Source organism: Pseudomonas sp. MWU16-30317 (assembly GCF_020515695.1).
Taxonomy (GTDB): Bacteria; Pseudomonadota; Gammaproteobacteria; order Pseudomonadales; family Pseudomonadaceae; genus Aquipseudomonas.
In genome coordinates, this window is record NZ_JAIWJA010000001.1 from 534,000 (window position 1) to 560,181 (window position 26,182).

15 protein-coding genes are annotated in these 26,182 nt (G+C 61.7%); 10 read left to right on the forward strand and 5 right to left on the reverse strand.

Annotated features, from left to right (window positions below; translation table 11 throughout):
- Positions 1-65: 65 nt before the first annotated feature.
- Positions 66-2,231 (reverse strand): ergothioneine biosynthesis protein EgtB, encoded by a 2,166-nt coding sequence (gene egtB, locus LIX93_RS02460; RefSeq protein ID WP_226502420.1) that lies wholly within the window; start codon positions 2,229-2,231, stop codon positions 66-68.
- A 329-nt stretch (positions 2,232-2,560) separates the two neighbouring features.
- On the opposite strand from egtB, the gene LIX93_RS02465 reads away from it, so the two are divergent.
- The 7 genes from LIX93_RS02465 (at position 2,561) to LIX93_RS02495 (ending at position 13,984) form a co-directional block, all read left to right on the forward strand.
- On the forward strand, positions 2,561-3,466 hold the full coding sequence (locus tag LIX93_RS02465) for a DUF72 domain-containing protein (protein ID WP_226502421.1): 906 nt from the start codon (positions 2,561-2,563) through the stop codon (positions 3,464-3,466).
- A gap of 296 nt (positions 3,467-3,762) precedes the next feature.
- Complete coding sequence (locus LIX93_RS02470) at positions 3,763-4,023, forward strand: DUF1652 domain-containing protein (protein ID WP_226502422.1); 261 nt, start codon at positions 3,763-3,765, stop codon at positions 4,021-4,023.
- Positions 4,024-4,167: 144 nt separating this feature from the next.
- Positions 4,168-4,668, forward strand: coding sequence for a thiol peroxidase (gene tpx, locus LIX93_RS02475; protein WP_226502423.1), 501 nt, complete (start codon positions 4,168-4,170; stop codon positions 4,666-4,668).
- A 222-nt stretch (positions 4,669-4,890) separates the two neighbouring features.
- On the forward strand, positions 4,891-6,192 hold the full coding sequence (locus LIX93_RS02480) for an MdtA/MuxA family multidrug efflux RND transporter periplasmic adaptor subunit (protein ID WP_226502424.1): 1,302 nt from the start codon (positions 4,891-4,893) through the stop codon (positions 6,190-6,192).
- The gene (locus LIX93_RS02485) at positions 6,189-9,389 is read left to right on the forward strand and encodes an MdtB/MuxB family multidrug efflux RND transporter permease subunit (RefSeq protein ID WP_226502425.1); all 3,201 of its coding nucleotides are present in this window, start codon (positions 6,189-6,191) and stop codon (positions 9,387-9,389) included. Before LIX93_RS02480 ends, LIX93_RS02485 begins: the two co-directional genes overlap by 4 nt.
- A 6-nt stretch (positions 9,390-9,395) precedes the next feature.
- A complete protein-coding gene (locus LIX93_RS02490) occupies positions 9,396-12,503 on the forward strand; it encodes an efflux RND transporter permease subunit (protein WP_226502426.1) in 3,108 nt (1,035 codons plus the stop codon).
- Entirely contained in the window at positions 12,500-13,984 is a 1,485-nt protein-coding gene (locus LIX93_RS02495) for an efflux transporter outer membrane subunit (protein ID WP_275948741.1), read from the forward strand. Before LIX93_RS02490 ends, LIX93_RS02495 begins: the two co-directional genes overlap by 4 nt.
- A 123-nt stretch (positions 13,985-14,107) precedes the next feature.
- On the opposite strand, the gene LIX93_RS02500 is transcribed toward LIX93_RS02495, so the two are convergent.
- The 4 genes from LIX93_RS02500 to metH all read right to left on the reverse strand — a co-directional run bounded on the left by LIX93_RS02500 (position 14,108) and on the right by metH (position 21,092).
- Positions 14,108-14,422, reverse strand: coding sequence for an SCP2 sterol-binding domain-containing protein (locus LIX93_RS02500; RefSeq protein WP_226502427.1), 315 nt, complete (start codon positions 14,420-14,422; stop codon positions 14,108-14,110).
- 330 nt (positions 14,423-14,752) lie between these two features.
- Positions 14,753-15,247 (reverse strand): DUF934 domain-containing protein, encoded by a 495-nt coding sequence (locus LIX93_RS02505; RefSeq protein ID WP_226502428.1) that lies wholly within the window; start codon positions 15,245-15,247, stop codon positions 14,753-14,755.
- Complete coding sequence (locus tag LIX93_RS02510) at positions 15,231-16,889, reverse strand: nitrite/sulfite reductase (RefSeq protein WP_226502429.1); 1,659 nt, start codon at positions 16,887-16,889, stop codon at positions 15,231-15,233. The genes LIX93_RS02505 and LIX93_RS02510 overlap by 17 nt, the downstream gene beginning before the upstream one ends.
- A gap of 510 nt (positions 16,890-17,399) precedes the next feature.
- Positions 17,400-21,092, reverse strand: coding sequence for a methionine synthase (gene metH, locus LIX93_RS02515; protein WP_226502430.1), 3,693 nt, complete (start codon positions 21,090-21,092; stop codon positions 17,400-17,402).
- A 369-nt stretch (positions 21,093-21,461) separates the two neighbouring features.
- Between metH and sohB the strand changes: the two genes are divergently transcribed.
- The 3 genes from sohB to LIX93_RS02530 all read left to right on the forward strand — a co-directional run bounded on the left by sohB (position 21,462) and on the right by LIX93_RS02530 (position 26,148).
- A complete protein-coding gene (sohB, locus tag LIX93_RS02520; RefSeq protein ID WP_226502431.1) occupies positions 21,462-22,484 on the forward strand; it encodes a protease SohB in 1,023 nt (340 codons plus the stop codon).
- Between the two features lie 203 nt (positions 22,485-22,687).
- Entirely contained in the window at positions 22,688-24,982 is a 2,295-nt protein-coding gene (locus LIX93_RS02525; RefSeq protein WP_226502432.1) for a fatty acid cis/trans isomerase, read from the forward strand.
- Positions 24,983-25,113: 131 nt separating this feature from the next.
- A complete protein-coding gene (locus LIX93_RS02530) occupies positions 25,114-26,148 on the forward strand; it encodes an acyltransferase (protein WP_226502433.1) in 1,035 nt (344 codons plus the stop codon).
- Positions 26,149-26,182 lie beyond the last annotated feature (34 nt).

Here is a 26,182-nt window from a genome sequence, read left to right on the forward strand (position 1 = left end):
ATGCAGTACAGAGTGTGACGCGCGTCAAATAATTCCATTTGATTGCTCAGCGGTCTCCTGCCGGCCTAGGCGAGGCAGAACAGCGCCACTTGCGGGTCGTCGCTCAGCCATTGATGGCTGACTTTCCAGCCCGCCTGGGCGGCCAGGGCAGTGAAGGACTGCACCGTGAACTTGTGCGAGTTCTCGGTGTGCAGCGACTCGCCGGCCTTGAAGGCGAAGGCTTGCCCGGCCGCGTGGACGATCTGGTCACGCTGGCTGACCAGGTGCATCTCGATGCGCGCCAGCTCGGCATTCCACAGCGCCTTGTGAGTGAAGGTGGCCAGATCGAAGTCGGCGTCCAGCTCGCGGTTCATGCGGGTCAGCAGGTTCTTGTTGAAGCGCGCTGTCACTTGGCCCGCGTCGTCATAGGCGGCTTCGAGGATGGCGCTGTCCTTGACCATGTCGACCCCAATGATGAAGCGCGCGTCGCGACCCAGTAGATGATGGGTCGCGCGCAGGAAGTCCACGGCCTGGGCATGGGTGAAGTTGCCCAGGGTCGAGCCGGGGAAGAAGCCCACTCGAGCCCGGTCGCGAGTCGCCTCTGGCAAGTGCATGACCTTGGTGAAGTCGTCCACCTGAGGGGCAATCTGCAGATTCGGATAGGCGCTGCGCAGTTGCTCGCAAGCCCGCTGCAGCGCGTTGGGGCAGATATCGATCGGCACATAGACGCCCAGCTGCGGGGTGGCATCCAGCAGCAGGCGGGTCTTCTCGCTGGCGCCGCTGCCAAATTCGATCAGCGCGGCGTCATCCGGGATCAACGCGGCCATTTGCGGCGCGACGCGGGTCAACAGCGCCGCTTCGGCACGGGTCGGGTAGTATTCCGGCGCCTCGCAGATGTCCTCGAAGAGTTGCGAGCCGAGGGTGTCGTAGAAGTACTTGGGCGACAGGCTTTTTTGCGGTGCCGACAGCCCGACGATCACATCGGCGGCGAAGGCTTTGCGTTCCTCGTCCTGACCTTCGGTTTCCGGCCCGTTGCACAGCGCAGGGCGGGTATCCCTGGCCAGCCGCACGGCGCTGAACATCCAGCGCTGGTTGGCGGCGAAGAAGTTGCGATAGGCCGGGCGGGCGTGGTCGGGGCTGGTGACACTGGCGCCACCGCGCAGAACCATCTGGTTGATCATGAACTTGCCGTTGTATTCACCCACAGCGCTGGCCGCAGGGCGAAACCCGGGGTAGGCGCTGTAGGCGCTCTGGGTCCACTGCCAGCCGACATCGTCAAGTTGTTCCAATAGCCCGGCGTGGGCGGCAACTTCCCATTCGGCTTCAGTGGGCAGGCGTGCCTCGGCCCAGTGGGCGTAGGCTGCGGCCTCGAAATAGCTGACATGGGTCACCGGTGCATTCGGGTCCAGCGGGTGCAAGCCACGCAAGCTGAACTCGTACCAAGCGTCGTCTTGCCGATACCAATAGAAGGGCGCCTGCCAATCTTCGGCCTGGACCGTCGTCCACCCCTCTGAGAGCCACCACCCGGCTTGCTGGTAGCCGCCGGCTTCGATAAACGCCAGCCATTGACCGTTGGTGACCAGCCGATCGCTGATCTCGAACGGCTCCAACCAGACCTTGTGTCGCGGGCTTTCGTTGTCGAACGAGAAGCCCTCGCCTTGATGACCTATAGCCTGTAAGCCGCCGTCCAGCGCGCGCCATTTTCCCTTGCGTCCAGGTTTGTCGCGCGGCCAGAGGGAGTCGTAGGCAGGCTTGAGCGACGACAGGCTGAACAGATGAAGGGTGTCCATCAGCAGCAACTCTTGATGCTGCTGTTCATGTGCCAGGCCCAGGTCGAACAGTTCGTGGGCTTCCTTATTGAGCGTGGTTTGCAGCAAGTCCTGCATGTGCAGGTCGACGTAGGTTCGATAGGCCAGCACCTGGTCGAGCGTCGGCCGCGTCATCATGCCCCGCTGCGGGCGCGGCTGGCGGGGGCCAACGGCCTCGTAGTAGGAGTTGAACAGGTAGGCGAAGTGAGCATCGAACGGGCGATAGTCAACGAGGTTGGGCTTTAGCAGGAAGGTTTCGAAAAACCAGGTGGTGTGCGCCAGGTGCCATTTGCCGGGGCTGGCGTCGGGCATGGATTGCACGACCAGGTCCTCAGCGCTCAGCGGCGCGATCAACTGTTCGGTGTAGCGGCGCACGCTCTGATAACGCTGAGCGGCATCGTTGTGGGCGGGCAGGGATTTTACGCTGTGGGCGGTATGGTTCATCTATAGCGGCTCCAACGGCTCCGTCGCGGGCGACGATGGGGGACGGCAGGGGACTGCTGCCCGGTACGCACATGGCTGACTGCGGAGCGTGACCGGCCGCCAGGAGCGCAAGCGTTGGCATCACATCGCGCGCTGGCGAATCCGGGCACCGTTGCGCTCGCCTGCACGCTCAGGTTATTAATCTGAAAGATGTGACTGAGGTGAGCGCCGGGGGTTCGCATTATTTTGCGTGTAAGCACTTCAGTTCGGTCGAGTGGTCGCCAGGATGGGAGTGAACCGGGTGCCTTTCAGCTGGGTCGGACCTTCAGTATCCCCGAGTGGAGAGGCGTATGACCGGCGTGCATATTGGTATATCAGGGTGGCGCTATGCGCCGTGGCGCAAGGATTTCTATCCCGAAGGCCTGGCGCAGAAGAACGAACTGCATTTCGCCTCACGAGCGGTCAGTAGTATCGAAATCAACGGTTCGTTCTATGCCCTGCAGACCCCTGAGCGTTATGCGCAGTGGTACAGCGATGCGCCCGAGCGCTTCGTCTTCAGCGTCAAGGGCCCGCGTTATATTACCCATACGCGGCGGCTGCGCGAGATTGAAGTGCCTTTAGCGAATTTTTTCGCCTCCGGGGTGTTTCAACTCAAGGAGAAACTCGGGCCGCTGCTGTGGCAGTTTGCGCCAAATTTCAAATTCGATGCCAAGCGCTTCGAGCATTTCCTGCAATTGCTGCCGCAGACCATGGCGCAAGCGCGCCGGTGTGCCGAGGGCTGTGACGAGCGGTTGCGCAAGCCGGGCTACCTGGATATGCCCAAGCGCGGCAAGTTGCGCCATGCAGTGGAGATTCGCCACGCCAGCTTTGCGGTGCCCGAGTTCATTGCCTTGCTGCGCAAGTACAAGGTTGCGCTGGTGATGGCTGACACGGCAGGCAAGTGGCCCTATGCCGAGGACTTGACCGCAGAGTTCATCTACATACGCCTGCACGGCGACGCTGAGTTGTACAAGAGCGGCTATTCGGCCGAGGCGCTCGAGCACTGGCGCCGGCGCATCGAACGCTGGGCGGCGGGGCAGCAGGTCGACGATGCAGTGACTATCGATTCGACCAAGGCGAACAAGCGAACGGCACGCGAGGTGTTCTGCTATTTCGATAACGATGTCAAGGTTCGGGCGCCCTACGATGCGCGCGCTTTGATCGACCTGCTGGATCTCGGTGCAACGCTGCAGGCGCGCCCTGGCGAACCTTTGTAGCGAGGCGCTTGCCCCGAACATTCGTATCGCGACAGGCCGGACTGCTTTCTGGGATTACGCCTCCCGGCTATCGTGTGGGTAGGAAAACCAGATAAATGGTCGATTTGGTTTATCGGATGGCTGAATCGATTATTGGCGGGATTTGGTTGCCAGGTTTGTTGATCTGGATCATCAGGCGTGGAATTACGAGTGCAGGTTGTCCGCAGGCTTTTGCGGTCCATGGCTGACAGGTATATACCAGAAGACTACTGCAGGCCCTGCCTGCCGCGTCGAATCACTGTCTGAGGATAGCCATCATGCAAGCATTAGGTTTATGCCCGCTGGAAATGCGCCAGATCATCGAGTCGGAGTTTCTGCCCCTCCGGTGCGAATGCCTGGAAGAAGAGGGCAATACGTTGATGATTCGTATCCACAACCCTGATACCGGGCAAGTCGACTTGAGCGTCAGCGGCATCGCCCATGAGCGATTCAGCAGCAGTCGCGCGATTCTTCAGCTGGTTGGGGAGCTGCGTGACGAGTTGTGCCACAAGCAGATGCCTCACGCGAAGGCCAGTTGATCGCCTCGCCCTCGTCTGCACATCCACCCTCGCAGGCGCCGCTTCCAAGCGCCTGCGCTGCATGCCTCAAACCGCAGCGTCTTTCTTGGTCAAAGGAATCGTGGTTAACTTTGCCTCTTCCCAAAAACCAGAAGGAATCAGTTCATGGCTCAAGTGACGCTTGGTGGCAACCCGATCACCGTTAATGGTCAACTGCCGCAAGCTGGTGCTGCTGCGCCGGCGTTCACGCTGGTAGCGGGCGATCTGTCCGAAGCGACGCTGGCGACCTTCGCTGGCAAACGCAAAATCGTCAACATCTTCCCGAGCGTGGACACGCCAACCTGCGCGACCTCGGTGCGCAAGTTCAACGCGCAGGCCAACGAGCTGGCCAATACTGTGGTGCTCTGCGTGTCTGCCGATCTGCCATTCGCGCAAGCGCGTTTCTGCGGCGCCGAAGGCCTGGAAAACGTCAAGAATCTTTCGACCTTCCGCGCGGCGGAATTCGCCAGCAACTATGGCGTCGCCATCGCCGACGGTCCGCTCAAGGGCCTGACTGCCCGCGCCGTGGTGGTGCTGGACGAGAACGACAAGGTGCTGCACAGCGAGCTGGTCAAGGAAATCAAAGAAGAGCCTGATTACGAAGCGGCGCTGGCCGTCCTCAAGTAATCCGAGCACCTGAACAGCAACGGCCTGGCGTTTTCGTCAGGCCGTTTTTATTTGTGCGCACGTCCTGGGGCCGTAATGGCATAGTACTGGCGGGGGAAATCAAACCCCTGACATCTCAGGATACGTAAATTGCCCGTAAAGGCGCTTTGCTAAATACGTATCAATGCTTATCTTGCATCCCTCTGAATGTAAAAGCCTTCTTGAACAAGGGTCGTCCACCCCATGCAATCGTCTGATTCGCGCCGTTTTTCCCTTCGCTGGCTGTTGTTCGTCGTGTTGTTGATCGTGTTGGCAGGCGCTGCTTGGTGGTATTGGGCGCATCGCGCTGAAACAGGCCAGGCCGCCGCAGGCCCCGGCGCGACGGCGGGCAGCCATGGTGGACACGCCGGCCGTCGTGCTGGCGGCCCTGGCCGGCCTGGCTTCGGTGGTTCCGAGGAGCCCACGCCGGTGCGCGTGGCGGCGGTCACTCAAGGTGATTTTCCGGTGTACTACAAGGCACTGGGCACGGTGACATCGACCAATACCGTGAGCGTGCGCAGCCGCGTTGCCGGGGAACTGGTCAAGGTCAATTATCAGGAAGGCCAGGTGGTCAAGGCCGGCGACCTGTTGGCGCAGATCGACCCACGCAGCTACCAGATCGCCCTGCAACAGGCGCAAGGCACCCTGGCGCAGAATCAGGCATTGCTCAAGAACGCGCAGATCGACCTGCAGCGCTACCAGGGGCTGTTCAAGGAGGACAGCATCGCCAAACAGACACTCGACACTCAGGCGTCTCTGGTGGGGCAGTACCAAGGCACCATCAAGACCAACGAGGCAGCGGTCAACGATGCCAAGCTGAACCTCGACTTCACCCAGATTCGTTCGCCGATCAGCGGCCGCGTCGGTTTGCGCCAGCTGGACGTCGGCAACCTGGTGGCGGCCAATGACACCACCGCGCTGGCGGTCATCACCCAGATGCAGCCCATCACCGTGGTCTTCACCCTGCCGGAAGCCGAGCTCAACCCGGTGCTGGAGCGTTACCACAGTGGCGCTACACTGCCGGCCGAGGCCTGGGATCGCGGTGACGCCAAACTGCAGGCCAGTGGCGTACTGGCAAGCCTCGACAACCAGATCGATATCACCACCGGCACCCTGAAGTTCAAGGCCCGCTTCGAGAACCGCGACGAGGCGCTGTTTCCCAATCAATTCGTCAATATCCGGCTGCTGGCCAACACCCTCAAAAACGTAGTGCTGGCCCCGAGTGCGGCGATTCAGTTCGGCACCGACGGCAGCTACGTCTATGTGGTCGGCGACGACAAGAAGGTCAGCCTGCGCCAGCTCAAGCTTGGTGCCAGCGACGGCTCTTCGACGGTCATCCTGAACGGCCTCAAGGCCGGTGAGCGGGTGGTGCTCGAAGGCACCGATCGCCTGCGCGACGGCAATGCCGTGGAGGTGGTCAACGATCCTGGCCAGGTGCCTACCGAACCGCGTCAGCACCTGCAGGGCAAGGACCAGAACGCCGGCGAAGGCAAGCACGGCGCATGAACCTCTCCCGCCTGTTCATCCTGCGCCCGGTCGCCACCACGCTGAGCATGCTGGCGATCATCCTCGCCGGTGCCTTGGCCTACCGGCTGCTGCCGGTCGCAGCGCTGCCGCAGGTGGATTACCCGACCATTCGGGTGATGACCCTCTACCCGGGCGCCAGCCCCCATGTGATGACCAGTGCGGTGACGGCGCCGCTCGAACGCCAGTTCGGGCAGATGCCCGGGCTGCAGCAGATGGCCTCGACCAGCTCCGGCGGGGCATCGGTGCTGACCCTGCGCTTCAGCCTCGATATCAATATGGACGTTGCCGAGCAGGAGGTGCAGGCCGCGATCAACGCCGCCACCAACCTCCTGCCCAGCGACCTGCCTGCGCCACCGGTTTACAACAAGGTCAATCCCGCCGACACCCCGGTGCTGACGGTGGCGGTCAGTTCGAAAACCATGCCGCTGCCCAAGCTTAACGATCTGGTCGACACCCGCATGGCGCAGAAGCTGGCGCAGGTATCAGGGGTCGGCATGGTGACCATCGCCGGCGGTCAGCGTCAGGCGGTACGGATCAAGGTCAACACCCAGGCGCTGGCGTCCCACGGTCTCAATCTCGAAGATGTGCGCACGCTGATCGGCGCTTCCAACGTCAATCAGCCTAAAGGCAATTTCGACGGCCCTACACGGGTGGCAATGCTCGATGCCAACGACCAGCTGCGCTCGCCCGAAGAGTACGCCAACCTCATTCTTGCCTACAGCAATGGCTCGCCGCTACGGCTCAAGGACGTCGCCGAGATCGCCGATGGCGCCGAAAACGAACGGCTGGCGGCCTGGGCCAACAAAAACCAGGCAGTGCTGCTCAATATCCAGCGCCAGCCCGGCGCCAACGTCATCGAGGTGGTCGACCGTATCAAGGCGGTCCTGCCGTCGATCACCGACAACCTGCCCGCCGGCTTCGACGTCACGGTGCTGACCGATCGCACCCAGACGATTCGCGCCTCGGTCAAGGATGTGCAGCTCGAGCTGTTCATCGCCATCGCCCTGGTGGTGATGGTCACGTTCGTCTTCCTGCGCCGCGCCAGCGCCACACTGATCCCCTCGGTGGCGGTGCCGCTGTCGCTGATCGGCACCTTCGGGGTGATGTACGTGGCGGGTTTCTCCATCAACAACCTGACGCTCATGGCCATGACCATTGCCACCGGTTTTGTGGTCGACGACGCCATCGTCATGCTGGAGAACATTTCCCGGCACATCGAGGAGGGCGAAACGCCCCTGCAGGCGGCGCTCAAGGGCGCTCGGCAGATCGGCTTCACCCTGGTGTCGCTGACGGTGTCGCTGATTGCCGTGCTGATTCCGCTGCTGTTCATGGCCGATGTGGTGGGGCGCCTGTTTCGCGAGTTCGCCATCACGCTGGCGGTCGCGATCCTGATCTCGCTGGTGGTGTCGTTGACCCTGACGCCGATGATGTGCGCGCGGTTGCTCAAGCGTGAACCACAACCCCACGAGCAGGGGCGTTTCTATCGGGCCAGCGGGCTGTGGATCGACTGGCTGATCGAGCGTTACAGCCACGGCCTGCGCTGGGTGCTGCGCCATCAACCGCTGACCTTGCTGGTAGCGGTCGCCACCCTGGGCCTGACCGTGGTGCTTTATATCGTGGTACCCAAGGGCTTCTTTCCGGTGCAGGACACCGGGGTGATCCAGGGGATCTCCGAAGCGCCCCAGGCAATTTCCTTCAAGGCCATGAGCCAGCGCCAGCAGGCGTTGGCGGACGTCATCCTGCAAGACCCGGATGTCGACAGCCTGTCGTCCTATATCGGTGTCGACGGCGACAACGCCACGCTCAACAGCGGGCGCTTCCTGATCAATCTCAAGCCCCACGACCAGCGCAGCCTGACCGCCAGCCAGATCATCACGCGCCTGCAGCCGAAGGTAGACACCCAGGTCGGGGTACGCCTGTTCATGCAGCCGGTGCAAGACCTGACCATCGAGGATCGAGTCAGCCGCACGCAGTACCAGTTCAGCCTGTCGTCACCCGACGCGGATATGCTCGCCACCTGGAGCGACCGCCTGGTGCAGGCGCTCAAGCAGCATCCGCAACTCACCGATGTGGCCAGCGACCTGCAGGACAAAGGCCTGCAGGTCTATCTGAACATTGACCGGGACACCGCCAAGCGCCTGGGCGTCAACGTGTCCGATATCACCAACGCCCTGTACGACGCTTTCGGCCAGCGACAGATATCGACCATCTATACCCAGGCCAGCCAGTACCGTGTGGTGCTGCAGGCCGCCGACGGCGGGAGGATCGGCCCGCAGGCGCTGGAGCAGATTTACGTCAAGACCAGCAACGGCGCGGCAACCTCGACCAGCAATACCGCCACTGGCACCAACTCTGGCACCAACACCGAGGCCATCGGTGGGCAGGTGCGGCTGTCGAGCCTGGCCCACATCGAGCAACGGCAGACGCAACTGGCGATTACCCACATCGGCCAGTTTCCGGCAGTGATGATGTCGTTCAATCTGGCCGAAGGCGTATCACTGGGCGAAGCGGTGGCGTTGATCGAGCAGGTACAACACGAGATCGACATGCCGCTGGGTGTGCGCACTGAATTCCAGGGCGCGGCGCAGGCGTTCCAGGCATCGCTGTCGAGCACCTTGTGGTTGATTCTCGCGGCTATCGTGACCATGTACATCGTCCTCGGTGTGCTCTACGAGAGCTTCATCCATCCGATCACCATCCTCTCCACGCTGCCGTCCGCCGCGGTCGGCGCCTTGCTGGCCCTGATCCTGACCGGCAACGATCTGGGGATGATCGCGATCATCGGTATCATTCTGCTGATCGGGATCGTCAAGAAAAACGCGATCATGATGATCGACTTCGCCCTGGACGCTGAGCGCAGCCGCGGCATCGATCCGCAGACGGCGATATTCGAGGCAGCGCTGCTGCGCTTCAGGCCGATTCTGATGACGACGCTGGCGGCGCTGTTCGGGGCCATCCCGCTGATGCTGGCGACGGGTTCCGGTGCCGAGTTGCGGCAGCCGCTGGGGCTGGTGATGGTCGGTGGGCTGTTGGTGAGCCAGATGCTGACCTTGTTCACCACGCCGGTGATCTACCTGTATTTCGATCGCCTGGGTCGTCGCTGGCGGCCAAAGGCGCGACCTGCCGCACCAGGTGTCGATGACAGTGCCCATGTCGTCAGGCCGAGCCATGAGTGACGCGCGATGAACATCTCCGGACCGTTTATCCGTCGTCCTGTCGCCACGCTGCTGCTGAGCCTGGCGGTCATGCTGCTGGGCGGCGTGGCGTTCCGACTACTACCGGTCTCACCGTTGCCGCAGATGGATTTTCCGGTGATCGTGGTTTCGGCGCAGCTGGCTGGCGCCAGCCCAGAGGTCATGGCGTCGACTGTGGCCACGCCGCTCGAACGGGCGTTTGGCAGCATCGCCGGTGTCACCAGCCTCAACAGCCGCTCCACTCAGGGCTCGACCCGGGTGATCCTGCAGTTCGACCTCAAGCGCGATATCAATGGCGCCGCCCGCGAAGTGCAAGCCGCCATCAACGCCTCGCGCTCGCTGCTGCCCAGCGGTATGCGCAGCATGCCCACCTACAAGAAGGTCAACCCCTCGCAAGCGCCGATCATGGTACTGGCACTGACCTCCACGGTATTGCAGAAGGGCGAGCTCTACGACCTGGCCTCGACCATCCTGTCCCAGAGCCTGTCTCAGGTGAATGGTGTCGGCGAGGTGCAGGTGGGCGGCAGTTCGTTGCCAGCGGTGCGGGTCGAGCTCGAGCCTCAGGCGCTGAGCCATTACGCGGTGTCGCTGGATGATGTGCGCAGTGCGATCGCCAATGCCAACGTGCGCCAGCCCACCGGCTTCGTCGAAGACGCCGCCAACAGCTGGCAGGTGCAAACCAACGACCAGCTGGAAAAAGCCAAGGATTACCGGCCGCTGATCATCCGCACCCAGGACGGCGCGGTGTTGCGGCTGTCGGACGTCGCTCGGGTCAGCGATGCGGTCGAGAACCGTTACAACGCGGGCTTCTTCAACAAGCAGGCGGCGGTGTTGCTGGTGATCAACCGCCAGACCGGCGCCAACATCATCGAGACGGTCAAGCAGATCAAGGCCCAGCTGCCGGCGTTGGAGTCGTTGCTGCCGGCCAGCGTCAAGCTCGACCTGGCAATGGATCGCTCGCCGGTGATCACCGCCAACCTGCACGAGGCCGAATTGACCCTGTTGATCGCCGTGGGCCTGGTGATCCTGGTGGTGTTCCTGTTTCTCGGCAATTTCCGCGCGTCGGTGATTCCGTCGCTGGCGGTGCCCGTGTCCTTGATCGGCACGTTCGCGGTGATGTATCTGTACGGGTTTTCACTGAACAACCTGTCGTTGATGGCGTTGATTCTTGCCACCGGGTTGGTGGTGGACGATGCCATCGTGGTGCTGGAGAACATTTCGCGGCGCATCGACGAGGGTGAAGCGCCGCTACAGGCCTCTTATAATGGCGCCCGCGAAGTGGGATTCACGCTGCTGGCGATGAACGTGTCGCTGGTGGCGGTGTTTCTGTCGATCCTGTTCATGGGCGGCCTGGTGGAAATGTTGTTCCGCGAGTTTTCCATCACCTTGGCGGCGGCGGTGCTGGTGTCGTTGCTGGTGTCGGTGACGCTGACGCCGATGCTCTGTTCGCGCTGGCTGCAGCCCCACAGCCCGGGTGACGAAAACCGCCTGCAGCGCGCCAGTGCGCGGCTCAACGAACGGCTGGTGGCCAGCTACGATCGCACCCTGGGCTGGGTCCTGCGTCACCCGCGCCTGACCTTGCTGGTGCTGCTGGTGACCATTGGCGTCAACGTCGCCTTGTACATCGTGGTGCCCAAGACCTTGCTGCCGCAGCAGGACACCGGGCAGTTGATGGGCTTTATCCGGGGTGACGACGGCATGTCGTTCGCGGTGATGCAGCCGAAGATGGAAATCTATCGCCACGCCTTGCTGGCGGACAAATCGGTGGCCAGCGTCGCCGGCTTTATCGGCGGCAACAACGGCACCAACAACGCCACCGTGCTGGTGCGCCTCAAGCCCATCGAACAGCGTGACGACAACGCTCAGCAGATCATCGACCGGCTGCGCAAGGATTTGCCACCGGTGCCCGGCGCACGGCTGTTCCTGATGGCTGACCAGGACTTGCAGTTCGGCGGCGCCCGTGACCAGCAGACTTCGCAGTACAACTATGTGGTGCAGAGCGACGACCTGGCGGCGCTGCGCCTGTGGTTTCCCAAGGTGGTCGCGGCCTTTCGCGGTTTGCCGCAGCTGACGGCCATCGATGCCCGCGAAGGCCACGGCACCGCGCAGGTCACGTTGGTGGTGGACCGCGATCAGGCCAAGCGCCTGGGCATCGACATGAACAGGGTCACGGCGGTGCTCAACAACGCCTATAGCCAGCGGCAGATTTCGACCATCTACGACAGCCTCAACCAGTACAAGGTGGTGATGGAAATCAACCCCAAGTACGCCCAGGACCCGATCACCCTCAATCAGGTACAGATCATTACCGGCGCAGGGGCCACGGTGCCGCTGTCGGCGATCGCCCATTACGAAAACAGCCTGGCGGACGATTCGGTCAGCCATGAAGGGCAGTTCGCCTCCGAAGACATCTCTTTCGACCTGGCCGAGGGTGTTTCCCTCGATCAGGCGGGGGCGGCAATCGAGCGGGCACTGGCCGGCGTTGGCCTGCCGTCGAGCATCATCGTCAAGAATGGCGGTACCGGCGGTGCCTTCGCGGCGGCGCAGAAGGGCCAGCCGCTGATGATTCTGGGCGCGCTGGTGATGGTCTATCTGGTGCTCGGGATCCTCTACGAAAGCTATGTACACCCGCTGACCATCCTCTCGACCTTGCCGTCGGCGGGAGTAGGGGCGTTGCTGGCCATTTACCTGACGGGGGGCGAGTTCAGCCTGATCTCGCTGCTGGGGCTGTTTCTGTTGATCGGCGTGGTGAAGAAAAACGCCATCCTGATGATCGACCTGGCCTTGCAGCTCGAACGCAATGAAGGCATGACGCCGCTGGAGTCGATTCGCCACGCGTGCCTGCAACGCCTGCGGCCGATCCTGATGACCACCATGGCGGCCATCCTCGGCGCCCTGCCGCTGTTGCTGGGCACGGCCGCTGGGGCCGAGATGCGCCGCCCGCTGGGCCTGACCATCATTGGCGGCCTGGTGCTCAGCCAGATCTTGACGCTTTACACCACGCCTGTTGTTTACCTTTCTCTGGATCGCCTTCGTCACCGGGTCAACCGCTGGCGTGGGGTGCGTACCGATGTTGCCCTGGAAACTCCGCTATGACTGCTCGTTTGCCTGATTCCCAGCCCTGCGCGTTAACCGTGCGGCTGTTCGCCGCCCGCGGGTCACGCGTTGCAGGGCTTGCCTTGTGCGGGTTGATGCTGAGCGCGTGCGCCGTGGGGCCGGACTACCATCGCCCGGCAGTCGCCGCGCCCGCGCAGTTCAAGGAAGCCGCGGGTTGGCGTCAGGCACAGCCCAGTGATGCCTTGGCACGCGGGGCCTGGTGGGAGCTGTATGGCGACGCGCAACTCGACGGGCTGGTGGAGCAGCTCAATCGGTCCAACCAGACGGTCGCGCAATACGAGGCCCAGTATCGCCAGGCGGCGGCACTGGTGCGCAGCGCCCGTGGCGCGTTCTTCCCCAGTGTGACGCTGGATGTGAGCAAGAGCCGCGCGAGCCAGGGCACCGGCAGCAGCGGTTCGAGCCTCAGCAGTTCCAGCAGCGGTATCCGCGACACTCACAACGTCCAGCTTGGGGTCAGCTGGGAGGCCGATGTATGGGGCCGCTTGCGTCGCGGCCTGGAGGCCGATACCGCCAGCGCCCAGGCCAGCTATGCCGATCTGGCGGCGATGCGCCTGAGCCTGCAATCGCAGCTGGTGCAAGCCTATCTGCAGTTGCGGGTGCTGGATGAACAGAAGCGCCTGCTGGAATCGACGCTGGAGACCTACCAGCGCTCCCTGACCCTCACCCAGAACCAGTACAAGGCCGGTATCTCGGGCCAGGATGCGGTGGCCCAGGCGCAAACCCAGCTGAAGTCGACCCAGGCTGACCTGATCGACCTGATCTGGCAGCGGGCCCAGCAGGAAAACGCGATCGCCGTGCTCACTGGCCAGGCCCCGGCGAATTTCAGCGTGGCGCCGGTGCAGAGCGTGCCGCAGCTACCGCAGATCCCGCTGGGCGTGCCGTCGCAATGGCTGGAGAGGCGCCCCGATATTGCTTCTGCCGAGCGCGCTGTCATCGCTGCCAATGCCAATATCGGCGTGGCCAAGACCGCTTACTACCCGGATTTGACCTTGAGCATGGCCGGCGGCTATAGCAGCAGTACCTTTGCCAATTGGATCTCCCTGCCTAACCGTTTCTGGTCGGTGGGGCCGCAGCTGGCCATGACCCTGTTCGACGGCGGCCAGCGTGCTGCCGAGGTGGAACGTACCGAGGCCGTCTACGACCAGACGGTGGCGCAATACCGGCAGACGGTGCTCAACGGTTTTCAGGAAGTGGAAAACTACCTGAGCCAGTTGAAGGTGTACGAAGACGAGGCGGGGGTTCGTCAGCAAGCGCTGGATGCGGCCCGGCAGTCGCTGCGCTTGACTACCAATCAGTACCGCGCTGGGGTGATCGGCTATCTGGATGTGGTGACGGTGCAGGCCACGGCGTTGAATAATGAGCGCACCGTGCTGGCGTTACAGCAAAGCCGGCTGATTGCCAGCGTGCAGTTGATCGCCGCGCTGGGTGGTGGTTGGGATGGGGAATTGAATCGGCCGTAATGTACGGCTCAGGTGCGACTTGCACTGCAGGAGCAAAGCTTGCTCGCGAAGGTGTCGGCGGCCAATGGTGCTACGCCTGACGTCTTCGCGGGCAAGCCTCGCTCCTGCAGAGGCAACGAGCGCTTAGACCGGGAACAGCTCGCTCAACTTCATCGCCAGCATCATGTCGCCTTCAGCGCGCAGCTTGCCGCCCATGAACGCCTGCATGCCGTCGGTCTCGCCGCTGACGATGCCCTTGAGCGTTTCGCTGTCCATCACCAGAGTGACCTGGGCGTCCGGGTTTTCGCCTTCCTGCAGTTCGCAGGTGCTGTCCTTGACGATCAGCGAGAAGTTCTCGGTCTCGTCGATGCGGAAACCGAACACCAGGTCCAGGCCGCCGGCGGCAGCGGGATTGAACTTGGCCTTCATCTTTTCAACGGCTTTGGCTACATCGGTCATGGCGCGTTCCTTATTGGGTGATTTGAGCAACCGCCCGGGGTCCAGGCGGGCGCTGATGGGGGTGGTTGGAAATTGACCACTCCCAAAGCAGGACCCGACGAGGTTAGGGGGCCCCCAGCGAGCTGTCAACGAAAACATACAAGCGTTTGAAAAGCTCGTTTGAATTTACATTCAGGCACTCGTGCGCTGGCAGCAAAAGGGGCCAGTTCTGCTGCTTCTTGGCCCCTTCATCACTGAGCCCCACTCCGAAAACGGCAAAAGGCCGAATGATCGGCCTTTTGGCGTGTTTGGCTGCCATGACGGCAGCCAATGGCAGGGCTGTGACGGACCTCAGCGGCGCCGGAACAGCGGCAGCGGCTCGTCGGTGGCGGCCTGGTAGGTCACGCTGAAGTCCTTGAGGCTTTCCAGCGCTTCGTACGGGTCCTTGTCGGCGCGCAGGGCGAAGGCGTCGAAACCGCAGCGGTGCAGGTAGAACAACTGGTCGCGCAGCACATCGCCGATTGCCCGCAGTTCACCCTTGTAGCCGTACCGATCACGCAGCAGACGAGCGTTGGAGTAGTTGCGCCCGTCGGTGAAGGCCGGGAAGTTCAAGGCGATGACCTGGAAGTGCTCGACATCGTCACCGATCTCTTCGGCTTCTTCGTCGGCATCGAGCCACACGCCCAGGCCGCCATCGCGGGCCTTGAGGGCGTTGCCGTGTTCGCGCCACAGCGCCAGCGGCACGATCAGGTCGTCGCAGTTGCTGATGCTGTCAAAGCTCGTGTCCTTGGGCAGCAGGTGCCAGGTCTCGTCGATGACGGCATTGTTCTTAATGATTCGCTGCATAGACGCGCTCCTTGAACGGATCGATACCAATACGCTGGTAGGTGTCGATAAAACGCTCGTCTTCCGTGCGCTTTTCTACATAAACGTCGATCAGCTTGCCGATCACTTCAGGCATCAGTTCCTGAGCGAAGGATGGGCCGAGGATCTTGCCCAGGCTGGCGTCACGGCTGGCGCTGCCACCCAGGGAGACCTGGTAGAACTCTTCGCCTTTCTTGTCGACACCGAGGATGCCGATGTGGCCGACGTGGTGATGACCACAGGCGTTCATGCAGCCCGAGATGTTGACGTCGATGTCGCCGATGTCGAACAAATAGTCCAGGTCGTCGAAGCGGCGCTGGATGGATTCGGCGATCGGGATCGACTTGGCGTTGGCCAGCGAGCAGAAATCACCACCGGGGCAGCAGATGATGTCGGTCAGCAGGCCGATGTTCGGCGTGGCGAACCCGCCTTCGCGCAGTTCCAGCCAGAGGGCGTGCAATTGTTGCTGCTCGACGTCGGCGAAGATGATGTTCTGCTCGTGAGAGGTGCGCAGCTGCCCGAAACTGTAGCGCTCGGCCAGGTCGGCGACGGCATCCAGCTGTTTGTCGGTCAAGTCGCCTGGAGCAACGCCGGTTGGCTTGAGCGACAGGGTCACAGCCACGTAGCCGGGCTTCTTGTGCGCCAGGGTGTTGCGGGCGCGCCAGCGGGCGAAACCTGGGTGCTCGGCTTCCAGCGCGCCGAGTTGGGCGCTGAAATCGCTCAGGGCCTTGTATTCGGGATCGACGAAGTGCTTGGCTACGCGCTGCAGCTCGGCTTCGGTCAGCGTGGTGCTGCCGCCGCGCAAGTGCTCCATCTCAGCGTTGACCTTTTCGGCGAACACTTCAGGGGTCAGGGCCTTGACCAGGATCTTGATGCGCGCCTTGTACTTGTTGTCGCGACGGCCATAGCGGTTGTACACACGCAGGATGGCGTCGAGGTAGCTCAACAGGTCTTGCCAGGGCAGGAATTCATTGATGAACGCGCCGACCACCGGCGTACGGCCCAGGCCGCCGCCCACCAGGACGCGGAAGCCCAGCTCGCCGGCTTCGTTGTACACCGGCTCCAGGCCGATATCGTGCACTTCGATGGCGGCACGGTCGGTGCTGGCGCCATTGAGAGCGATCTTGAACTTGCGCGGCAGGTAGGCGAATTCCGGGTGGAAGGTGGTCCACTGGCGGATGATTTCGCACCAAGGGCGCGGGTCGATGACTTCGTCGGCAGCGACACCGGCGAACTGGTCGGTGGTGACGTTGCGCAGGCAGTTGCCGCTGGTCTGGATCGCGTGCATCTGCACGGTGGCCAGCTCGGCGAGGATGTCCGGGATGTCTTCGACCGCCGGCCAGTTGAACTGCACGTTCTGGCGAGTACTGATGTGGGCGTAGCCCTTGTCGTAGTCGCGGGCGATCTTGGCCATCATTCGCGCCTGGCGCGACGTCAGTTGGCCATAGGGCACGGCGACTCGCAGCATGGGCGCGAAACGCTGGATGTACAGCCCGTTCTGCAAGCGCAGCGGGCGAAACTCTTCTTCGCTCAACTCCCCGGCCAGGTAGCGGCGGGTCTGGTCACGGAACTGCTTGACGCGGTCCTCGATGATCCGTTGATCGTACTCGTCATAAACGTACATAGTGGTCCTGTTCTCAGGCTGCTACAGCATCTCTGCATAACTGCGCGCACGGCCGCGCACTCCGGCTTCGGAGCCGACGGAATATACCCGTTTGCGGATATGCTTAATAGTGACGTTTGAATATAAGTAAATAACCCAAGGTTATAACTGGCATGGCTGTTAATCATTCAGTACTGAGTTTGGCCGATATCCCTACTTGTAAGAAGGGCATTGGTGAACTTGACTGTATTGTATGTCCTGCTCCAGTGACATCCCGTCCGATAACAATCACAAGAGACGACGCCTGATGAACCATTCGATCAAACCGCGTAAAAATGCCAGTCATGTCGATGCCTGGGCCATAGCCTTTGTGGTCATCCTGGTGGTGGCTGCAGTGGTGTTCTGGGCCAGCCATCACTGACCGGCTCTGGGTAATGGCAACTGGCCTATTCGCGGCCAAGCCCCGCTCCCGCAGGCGCACATCTATGGGAGTAGGACCTGCCCGCGAAGATGGCCTGCGGTCAGCATCATTCAGCTGTCATATCCCAGATTCGGCGACAGCCAGCGCTCGGTCACGCTGATGTCCTGGCCTTTGCGTGCTGTGTAGCTTTCAACCTGGTCCTTGTCGACCTTGCCCACCGCGAAGTACTGCGCCTGCGGATGAGCGAAATACCAGCCGCTGACTGCCGCCGTCGGGAACATCGCGTAGTGCTCGGTGAGGGTCACGCCGCTTTGGTTATTGGTATCCAGCAGCTCGAACAGCGTGCCTTTCTCGGTGTGATCCGGGCAAGCCGGGTAGCCGGGGGCAGGGCGGATGCCACGGTATTTCTCTTTGATCAGCTCGTCGTTCTCGAGTTGTTCATCCGGTGCGTAGCCCCAGTGCTCCTTGCGCACCTGCTGGTGCAGCCACTCGGCGCAGGCCTCGGCCAGGCGGTCGGCCAGGGCCTTGACCATGATCGAGTTGTAATCGTCGCCGGCGTCCTGATAAGCCTTGGCCACTTCTTCGGCGCCGATACCGGCGGTGGTGATAAAGCCGCCCACATAATCGGTGACGCCACTGCTCTTGGGCGCGACGAAGTCCGCCAGGGAGAAATTCGGCTTGCCATCGGTCTTGATGATCTGCTGGCGCAGGTGGTGCAATTTGGCCAATGGCTGGCCATCATCGCCATAGACTTCGATGTCGTCGTCCTGCACCTGATTGGCCGGCCAGAAGCCCAGCACGGCGCGGGCCTTGATGAGTTTCTCGTCGATCAACTTGCGCAGCATGGTCTGCGCATCGGCGAACAGCGCCGTCGCCGCTTCGCCCACCACCTCGTCGGTGAGGATGCGCGGGTATTTGCCGGCCAGATCCCAGGAAATGAAGAACGGCGTCCAGTCGATGTATTCGGCGAGCACGTTCAGGTCGATATCGTCCAGCACCCTGGCGCCGGTGAAGCTTGGCTTGACCGGCGTGTAGGTGCTCCAGTCGAACGCCGCCTTGGCCTCCAGTGCCTTGGCGTAGCTCAGACGCTCGGTGCGCGCACTGCGTGCGGCGGTACGCTCGCGGACTTCGACGTATTCGGCACGGGTGCGCTCGACAAAGCCGGCTTTCAATTCCTTGGACAGCAACTGGGTCGCCACGCCGACAGCGCGTGATGCGTCGGTCACATAGATCACCGCGTCGTTGCTGTACTTGGGCTCGATCTTTACCGCCGTGTGGGCCTTGGAGGTGGTTGCGCCGCCGATCATCAACGGCAGGTGGAAGTCCTGGCGCTGCATCTCGCGGGCTACATGGACCATCTCGTCCAGCGAAGGGGTAATCAGGCCGGACAGGCCGATGATGTCGCACTTTTGCTCGCGAGCTACCTGGAGGATCTTGTCTGCCGGGACCATGACGCCCAGGTCGACGATGTCATAGCCGTTGCAGCCGAGCACCACGCCGACGATGTTCTTGCCGATGTCGTGCACGTCGCCCTTGACCGTGGCCATGAGGATCTTGCCCTTGGCTTCTGGCTTGTCGCCTTTTTCCAGCTCGATGAAGGGGATCAGGTGCGCTACCGCCTGTTTCATCACCCGCGCCGACTTGACCACCTGAGGCAGGAACATCTTGCCCGAGCCGAACAGGTCGCCAACGATATTCATGCCTGACATCAGTGGGCCTTCGATCACCTCGATCGGACGGCTGAAGGATTGGCGAGACTCTTCGGTGTCTTCGACGATGTGAGTGGTGATGCCCTTGACCAGTGCATGCTCCAGGCGTTTGTTGACTGGCCAACCGCGCCACTCTTCGGTCTCGGCTTCCTTGACGCTGCCATCGCCCTTGTATTTGTCGGCAATGGCGAGGAGGGCGTCGGTGCCTTCCGCAGTGCGGTTGAGGATCACGTCCTCCACCGCGTCACGCAGCTCGGCCGGGATCTGGTCGTAGATCTCCAGCTGGCCGGCGTTGACGATACCCATGGTCAGGCCGTTGCGGATCGCATACAGCAGGAACACCGAGTGGATCGCCTCGCGCACCGGGTTGTTGCCGCGGAACGAGAACGACACGTTGGACACGCCGCCGCTGGTCAGCGCGTAGGGCAGTTCGTCACGGATGTAAGCGCAGGCGTTGATGAAATCGACGGCGTAGTTGTTGTGCTCCTCGATACCGGTGGCGACCGCGAAGATGTTCGGGTCGAAGATGATGTCTTCCGGCGGGAAGCCGACTTCGTCGACGAGGATATCGTAGGAGCGTTTGCAGATTTCCTTCTTGCGCGCTTCGGTGTCGGCCTGGCCGGCCTCGTCAAAGGCCATCACCACCACGGCAGCGCCGTAGCGCTTGCACAGCTTGGCGTGATGAATGAACTGCTCGACGCCTTCCTTCATGCTGATGGAGTTGACGATGCCCTTGCCCTGGATGCACTTGAGGCCGGCTTCGATGACTTCCCACTTCGAGGAGTCGATCATGATCGGCACTCGGGAGATGTCCGGCTCGCCAGCGATGAGATTGAGGAAGGTAACCATCGCCTTCTTCGAATCGAGCATGCCCTCGTCCATGTTGATATCGATCACCTGGGCGCCGGCTTCGACCTGCTGCAGGGCGACTTCGAGGGCTTCGGTGTAGTTGTCTTCGCGGATCAGGCGAGCGAATTTCGCCGAGCCGGTGATGTTGGTGCGTTCGCCGACGTTGACGAACAACGAGCTGCGATCGATGGTGAACGGCTCCAGACCCGACAGGCGGCAGGCCTTGGGGATGTCCGGAATGACCCGCGGCGCATACCCGGCGACGGCCTTGGCGATCGCGGCAATATGGCCGGGTGTGGTGCCGCAGCAACCGCCGACGATGTTGAGAAAGCCGCTCTGGGCAAATTCTTCGATGATGGCAGCGGTTTGCGAGGGCAGCTCATCGTATTCGCCAAAGGCGTTCGGCAAGCCGGCGTTGGGGTGCGCGGAGACGTGGGTCTCGGCCTTGTTGGCCAGTTCCTCGAGGTACGGACGCAGCTCGGCGGCGCCCAGGGCGCAGTTCAGGCCGACCGAGATCGGCTTGGCGTGGCGCACCGAGTTCCAGAAGGCTTCGGTGGTCTGGCCCGACAGGGTGCGGCCCGAGGCATCGGTGATGGTCCCGGAAATCATGATCGGCAGTTCGAAACCCAACTCCTCGAACACGCCCTGCACGGCAAAGATGGCCGCCTTGGCGTTCAAGGTGTCGAAAATGGTTTCGATCAGGATCAGGTCGGCGCCGCCCTCGATCAGGCCCTTGGTGGCCTCGGTGTAGTTTTCCACCAGTTCGTCGAAGGTGACGTTGCGGTAGCCGGGGTTGTTGACGTCTGGTGAGAGCGAGCAGGTACGGCTGGTAGGGCCGACGACCCCGGCGACGAAGCGTGGTTTGTCTGGGGTTTCGAGGGTCTTGGCGTCGGCCACCTGGCGGGCGATGCGGGCACCTTCGAGGTTGAGCTCGTAGGCCAGCGACTCCATGCCGTAGTCGGCCTGGGACACTTGCGTGGCGTTGAAGGTGTTGGTCTCGAGGATGTCGGCGCCGGCGTCGAGGTAGGCCTTTTCGATGGCCGCGATCACGTCCGGGCGGCTGAGCAGCAACAGGTCATTGTTGCCCTTGACGTCGCTCGGCCAATCGGCGAAACGCTCGCCGCGGTAATCCTCTTCCTCGAGCTTGTAGCTCTGGATCATGGTACCCATGCCACCGTCGAGGATCAGGATGCGCTCTTTGAGTGCTTGCTTGAAGACTGACAGACGAGTGCTGCGATCGGACATGGGAAGACATACTCTTTAGAGACAATTCGGGCGCTGAAGGCCGTTTACAGGGGATCGATGATAGCAAAGCTGCAACGCATTTGAGGGAGTTGGGATGAACATGAATAGCGCTCATGTTGAGCCCGGGGATGTGGCGGCTGGGCCCTTCGCCGCCGAACGCGGGACCTTTCTGGCAGGAACGATGGTGCTGAGTCGTACGAGTGTGGGAACTAGGCTTGCCTGCGAAAAAGCGATCTCATGGGTCCCGCATCAAATAACCTGTTACCACCCCGCGCGCACGCGACTGGCACCTGCGCGCGCCCGCCGGTATGCTGGGCGGACAAGCGCGCCGGGACAGCCGGGCGCTGTGCATCGGTTAAAGGAGCCCTCTTGAATTTTCTGTTCGATTACGCCAGCTTCCTGGCCAAGACCGTTACCCTGGTCATTGCCATCGTCATCGTCCTGGCCAGTATCGCCTCGCTGCGCAGCAAGGGCCGGCGCAAGACTGGCGGGCAGCTGCAGATCAGCAAACTCAATGATTTCTACAAGGGCCTGCGCGAACGCCTGGAGTCCGGCATGCTGGACAAGGATCAGCTCAAGGCCTTGCGCAAGACTCAAGCCAAGGCGGCCAAGGCAGAGAAGAAAAAGCCCGATTCCAAGGCGCGGGTATTCGTGCTCGATTTCGATGGCGACATCAAGGCATCCGCCACTGAAAGTCTGCGCCACGAAATCACCGCGCTGCTGACGCTGGCCACATCCAGGGATGAAGTGGTGCTGCGCCTCGAGAGCGGCGGCGGCATGGTTCACAGTTACGGCCTGGCTTCCTCGCAACTGGCGCGTATCCGCCAGGCGGGTGTGCCCTTGACTGTGTGCATCGATAAGGTCGCGGCCAGCGGCGGCTACATGATGGCCTGCATTGGCGAGAAGATCGTCAGCGCGCCGTTCGCGGTACTGGGTTCCATCGGGGTGGTGGCGCAGTTGCCGAACGTTAATCGCCTGCTGAAAAAGCACGATATTGATTTCGAAGTGCTCACGGCAGGTGAGTACAAGCGCACGCTGACAGTGTTTGGCGAAAACACCGAGAAGGGGCGCGAGAAGTTTCAGGAAGACCTGGACATCACCCACAAGCTGTTCAAGAACTTCGTGGCGCATTACCGCCCACAGTTGCAGATCGATCAGGTCGCTACCGGCGAAGTCTGGCTGGGTGTCGCCGCCCTGGACAAAAAGCTGGTCGACGAGTTGAAGACCAGTGACGAGTACCTGGCCGAGCGCGCCAAGGTCGCGGAGGTGTTCCACCTGCATTATGCCGAGCGCAAGAGCTTGCAGGAGCGGGTAGGGATGGCGGCGAGCACCGGGATCGAGCAGATGGCGATCAAGGCGTGGGGCAAGATCAGCCAGCAGCGGTTCTGGTAGCCCGCGTCACCCCCCGTGGGAGCGAGCTCGGCTCGCGAAGGCAGCATCGATGCCAGCATGACCGCCGGGATCGTGCACAGGCGTGATGACCCTTTCGTGAGCAGAGTTCGCTCCCACAGTGAATGGTTCGACCATAGTTTCAGCTGCTGTAGTGGCCATCAAGCGTTACAATCGGCTCCTGATGATTCAGGAAAACCGGCCAAATGCCTTACCGCTCGATCCTTTGCGCTCTCCTGCTGTTGTTTTGCGGGAGCCCTCAGGCGCAAACCCCGGCGACGCCGGTTATCTCCTACACCCATGACGTGCAGCCCATTTTTACCGAGCGCTGCATCGCCTGCCATGCCTGTTATGACTCCGCCTGCCAGCTCAACCTCGGCAGCGCCGAAGGGGCTGCCCGGGGCGCCTCCAAGGTGCCGGTATATGATGGCTACCGCAGTCTCGCGCAGGCGCCTACTCGGCTGTTCATCGACGGGTTCGGCCCTGAGCAATGGCGCCACAAGGGGTTTTACTCGGTGCTCGATGCCCAGGGCAGTCAGGCCGCGCTGATGGCGCGCATGCTCGAGCTCGGGCGTCAGGCTCCATTGACGCCGAATGCGAAGCTGCCCGACGGCATCGTGCTGGGGCTCGAACGGCAGAACATGTGCCCGATGCCGGGCGAGTTCAATGCCTACGCCGGTGCCCATCCCCGCGAAGGGATGCCATTGGCGGTCACCGGGCTGACCGATGGCCAATATCACACCTTGCAAGCCTGGCTCGCCCAAGGCGCGCCTGTCGATCAGCAGGCCGTGCAGCCGAACCCCAGCGAGGCGCGGCAGATCACTGAATGGGAGGCGTTTCTCAATGCCCCTGGCGCTCGGGAGTCCCTGGTGGGGCGCTGGCTCTTTGAGCACCTCTATCTGGCGCACATCTTCTTTGATCGCGGCCAGTCGGGGCATTTTTTCCAGTGGGTCCGCTCACGCACACCCAGCGGCCAGCCGATCGATCTGATCGCCAGCCGGCGGCCTGATGACGATCCAGGCACGACCTTCTACTACCGCCTGTGGCCGGTAGAAGGGGCGATCGTCTACAAGACCCACATCACCTATCCGTTCGACGCGGCAAAAATGGCGCGAATCAAGCAACTGTTCTACACCGGCGACTGGCAGGTCACCCGACTGCCGGGTTATGGTCCGCAGCACCGCGCCAATCCGTTCGAAACCTTCGCGCAGATCCCGGCAGGCGCGCGCTATCAGTTCATGCTCGACAATGCCGATTACTTCGTCGACACCTTCATTCGTGGTCCGGTCTGCCGCGGGCAGATTGCGACCGACGTGATTCGCGACAATTTCTGGGTGATGTTCCAGGCCCCGGAACATGATCTGTACGTCACCGACCCGCAGTATCGGGCCAAAGCCACGCCATTGTTGGCCATGCCTGGGCAGAACGACGACGTTGGCAGTGTGCTGGCCCTGTGGCTGCGTTATCGCGACAAGCGCAATGCCTACGAGGCACTGCGCCGCGATACCTATGGCGACGCACCGCCGCCGAGCTGGTCGAGCCTGTGGGCAGGTAACGACAATGCGCTGTTGAGTATTTTCCGTCACTTCGACAGCGCCACGGTGACCAAGGGCCTGGTCGGTGAAATACCGCAGACCCTGTGGCTGTTCGATTACCCGCTGCTTGAGCGCACCTATTACCAATTGGCGGTCAATTTCGATGTATTCGGCAACGTCGCTCATCAGGCGCAGACCCGCTTGTACTTCGACCTGATCCGTAACGGCGCCGAGGTCAACTTCTTGCGCTTGATGCCGGCTGACAGCCGTGAGGACTATCTCGATGACTGGTATCAGAACGGCGGCAAGCTGAAGATGTGGCTCGATTATCAGAAGATCGACGACAGCAAGCCCACCGGACTGGTCTTGATCAAGAAAGACCCCAAGGCCGATTTCGCCAGGCAACTATTGGCACGCTATGCCACGCTGAATGCCAACCCCGACCCGATCAACCGTTGTACCGGTGCCTACTGCTCGCGTCCGGGTGCGCCGCCCTTGATCCAGGAAGCCGAACAATCCCTGAGTCGCTTGGCATCGCGCCCGGCAGGTGGGCTTCAGGTCATCGATCGGATGCCCGAGGCGACCATGCTGCGGGTGGATGATGGCCAGGGCCATCGGGTGATTTACAGCGTGTTGCGCAACCGCGCGCACAGCAACGTAGCGTTTCTGCTGGGTGAATCGAGTCGCTATCAGCCAGCGTTGGACACCCTCACGGTATTTCCGGGGGTCATGACCAGTTATCCGAACTTCATGTTCAACGTCCCGGCGTCCGAAGTGCCGTCATTTGTAGACCAGATGATGGCGGTCAAGGATGCAGCCGGCTTCGAAAAAATCGTCGACCATTGGGGGATACGTCGCAGTCATCCGCAGTTCTGGTTCTATTTCCATGATCTGACGACCTACTTGCAGGAGACCAATCCGGTGAATGCCGGGGTGCTGGACATGAACCGCTACGAGAATTTATGACCGCCGTCAGTATCGCCCGCGAATGGCCGATCTGACTTTCTCGGGACCTTTTGCGCCAAAGTGAAGTCCGACGCAACACAGGGCGCCCCGAAAGGGTGCGCCAGTTGTGGGATTCAAGACAGGCGTTTGCAATGCTGATTTCGCTTCAAGCACTCAGGGCGCTTACCGCCTGGATGGTGGTCTGCCATCACTTCATGCAGATCTTTTTCGACTTTCACCCGAGCGGTCCGATTGGGCAGTTCTTCACCGACAGGGGGGCGGTGGGCGTCGATATCTTCTTCGTGATCAGCGGCCTGGTGATTTACCTGTCGACCCAGGACAAGGACATGCCCGCCGGGCGCTTTTTGCTCAATCGCGCTATCCGCATCATCCCGGCCTATTGGCTGTATACGGTGCTGATGGGGCTGATGCTGGTGTGCCTCGGCCAGTGGTTGCCGCACCCAGCGGTGGATCTGCCGCATTTCGTCCTGTCGCTGTTGTTCATTCCTGCGGAAAATCCAGGGGGATATGGCCTGTATCCCACCTTGAACGTGGGCTGGACGCTGAACTACGAAATGTTCTTCTATTTGCTGTTTTCATTGGTGTTCACGGTGCCTAAACGTCATCGGCCCCTGATCGTTGCGGCGGCTTTGTTTGTCGTCAGTGAGGTGTTGGGGCGTTACGGCGTGGTCAGTCGTTTCTATGAAAACAACATCATCTACGAATTTCTGCTGGGCATCGGCATCGGCATTCTCTACCGTCGGGGCTGGGTGGCACAGGGGTTCTGGGCGCCGTTGACGCTGATCGCGGCATCGGCGCTGGCGATCTACGAGCTGGATGCCAGTGACCGGTTGCTGCATTGGGGCGTGCCCAGCGCCATGATCGTGCTGGGCTGCGTGGCCATGGAGCCGTACTTCAAAGGCAGCCGGCTGCTCAAGGCGCTGGGGGACTGCTCGTATTCGGTGTATCTGGTGCATGTACTGGTGCTATACGGCGGCTGGCTGGCCAGCGAACACTGGCAGCTCAATCCTTACGCGGTGTTCGCGGTGTGCGTGCCGGTAATCGCGCTGATCGGGTGGGGTAGCTATGTCTTGATCGAGAAGCGCCTGTATTGGCGGATCAAAGCCTGGACGGATGTACGCCAGACAGCCTCTGCGCCGACGGTTATATCCCGACAAAAATACTAGGACTTTGTCAGCGGGCCAGGTTTGGCGTAAACTG

What these genes read in the sequence shown, in the direction of transcription:
- LIX93_RS02505 (WP_226502428.1), bottom strand. Translation starts at nt 15,247, where the DNA reads ATGCAGCGAATCATTAAGAACAATGCCGTCATCGACGAGACCTGGCAC.
- LIX93_RS02530 (WP_226502433.1), top strand. Translation starts at nt 25,114, where the DNA reads ATGCTGATTTCGCTTCAAGCACTCAGGGCGCTTACCGCCTGGATGGTG.
- metH (WP_226502430.1), bottom strand. Translation starts at nt 21,092, where the DNA reads ATGTCCGATCGCAGCACTCGTCTGTCAGTCTTCAAGCAAGCACTCAAA.
- LIX93_RS02490 (WP_226502426.1), top strand. Translation starts at nt 9,396, where the DNA reads ATGAACATCTCCGGACCGTTTATCCGTCGTCCTGTCGCCACGCTGCTG.
- LIX93_RS02510 (WP_226502429.1), bottom strand. Translation starts at nt 16,889, where the DNA reads ATGTACGTTTATGACGAGTACGATCAACGGATCATCGAGGACCGCGTC.
- LIX93_RS02495 (WP_275948741.1), top strand. Translation starts at nt 12,500, where the DNA reads ATGACTGCTCGTTTGCCTGATTCCCAGCCCTGCGCGTTAACCGTGCGG.
- LIX93_RS02525 (WP_226502432.1), top strand. Translation starts at nt 22,688, where the DNA reads ATGCCTTACCGCTCGATCCTTTGCGCTCTCCTGCTGTTGTTTTGCGGG.
- LIX93_RS02465 (WP_226502421.1), top strand. Translation starts at nt 2,561, where the DNA reads ATGACCGGCGTGCATATTGGTATATCAGGGTGGCGCTATGCGCCGTGG.
- LIX93_RS02470 (WP_226502422.1), top strand. Translation starts at nt 3,763, where the DNA reads ATGCAAGCATTAGGTTTATGCCCGCTGGAAATGCGCCAGATCATCGAG.
- LIX93_RS02485 (WP_226502425.1), top strand. Translation starts at nt 6,189, where the DNA reads ATGAACCTCTCCCGCCTGTTCATCCTGCGCCCGGTCGCCACCACGCTG.
- tpx (WP_226502423.1), top strand. Translation starts at nt 4,168, where the DNA reads ATGGCTCAAGTGACGCTTGGTGGCAACCCGATCACCGTTAATGGTCAA.
- LIX93_RS02500 (WP_226502427.1), bottom strand. Translation starts at nt 14,422, where the DNA reads ATGACCGATGTAGCCAAAGCCGTTGAAAAGATGAAGGCCAAGTTCAAT.
- egtB (WP_226502420.1), bottom strand. Translation starts at nt 2,231, where the DNA reads ATGAACCATACCGCCCACAGCGTAAAATCCCTGCCCGCCCACAACGAT.
- LIX93_RS02480 (WP_226502424.1), top strand. Translation starts at nt 4,891, where the DNA reads ATGCAATCGTCTGATTCGCGCCGTTTTTCCCTTCGCTGGCTGTTGTTC.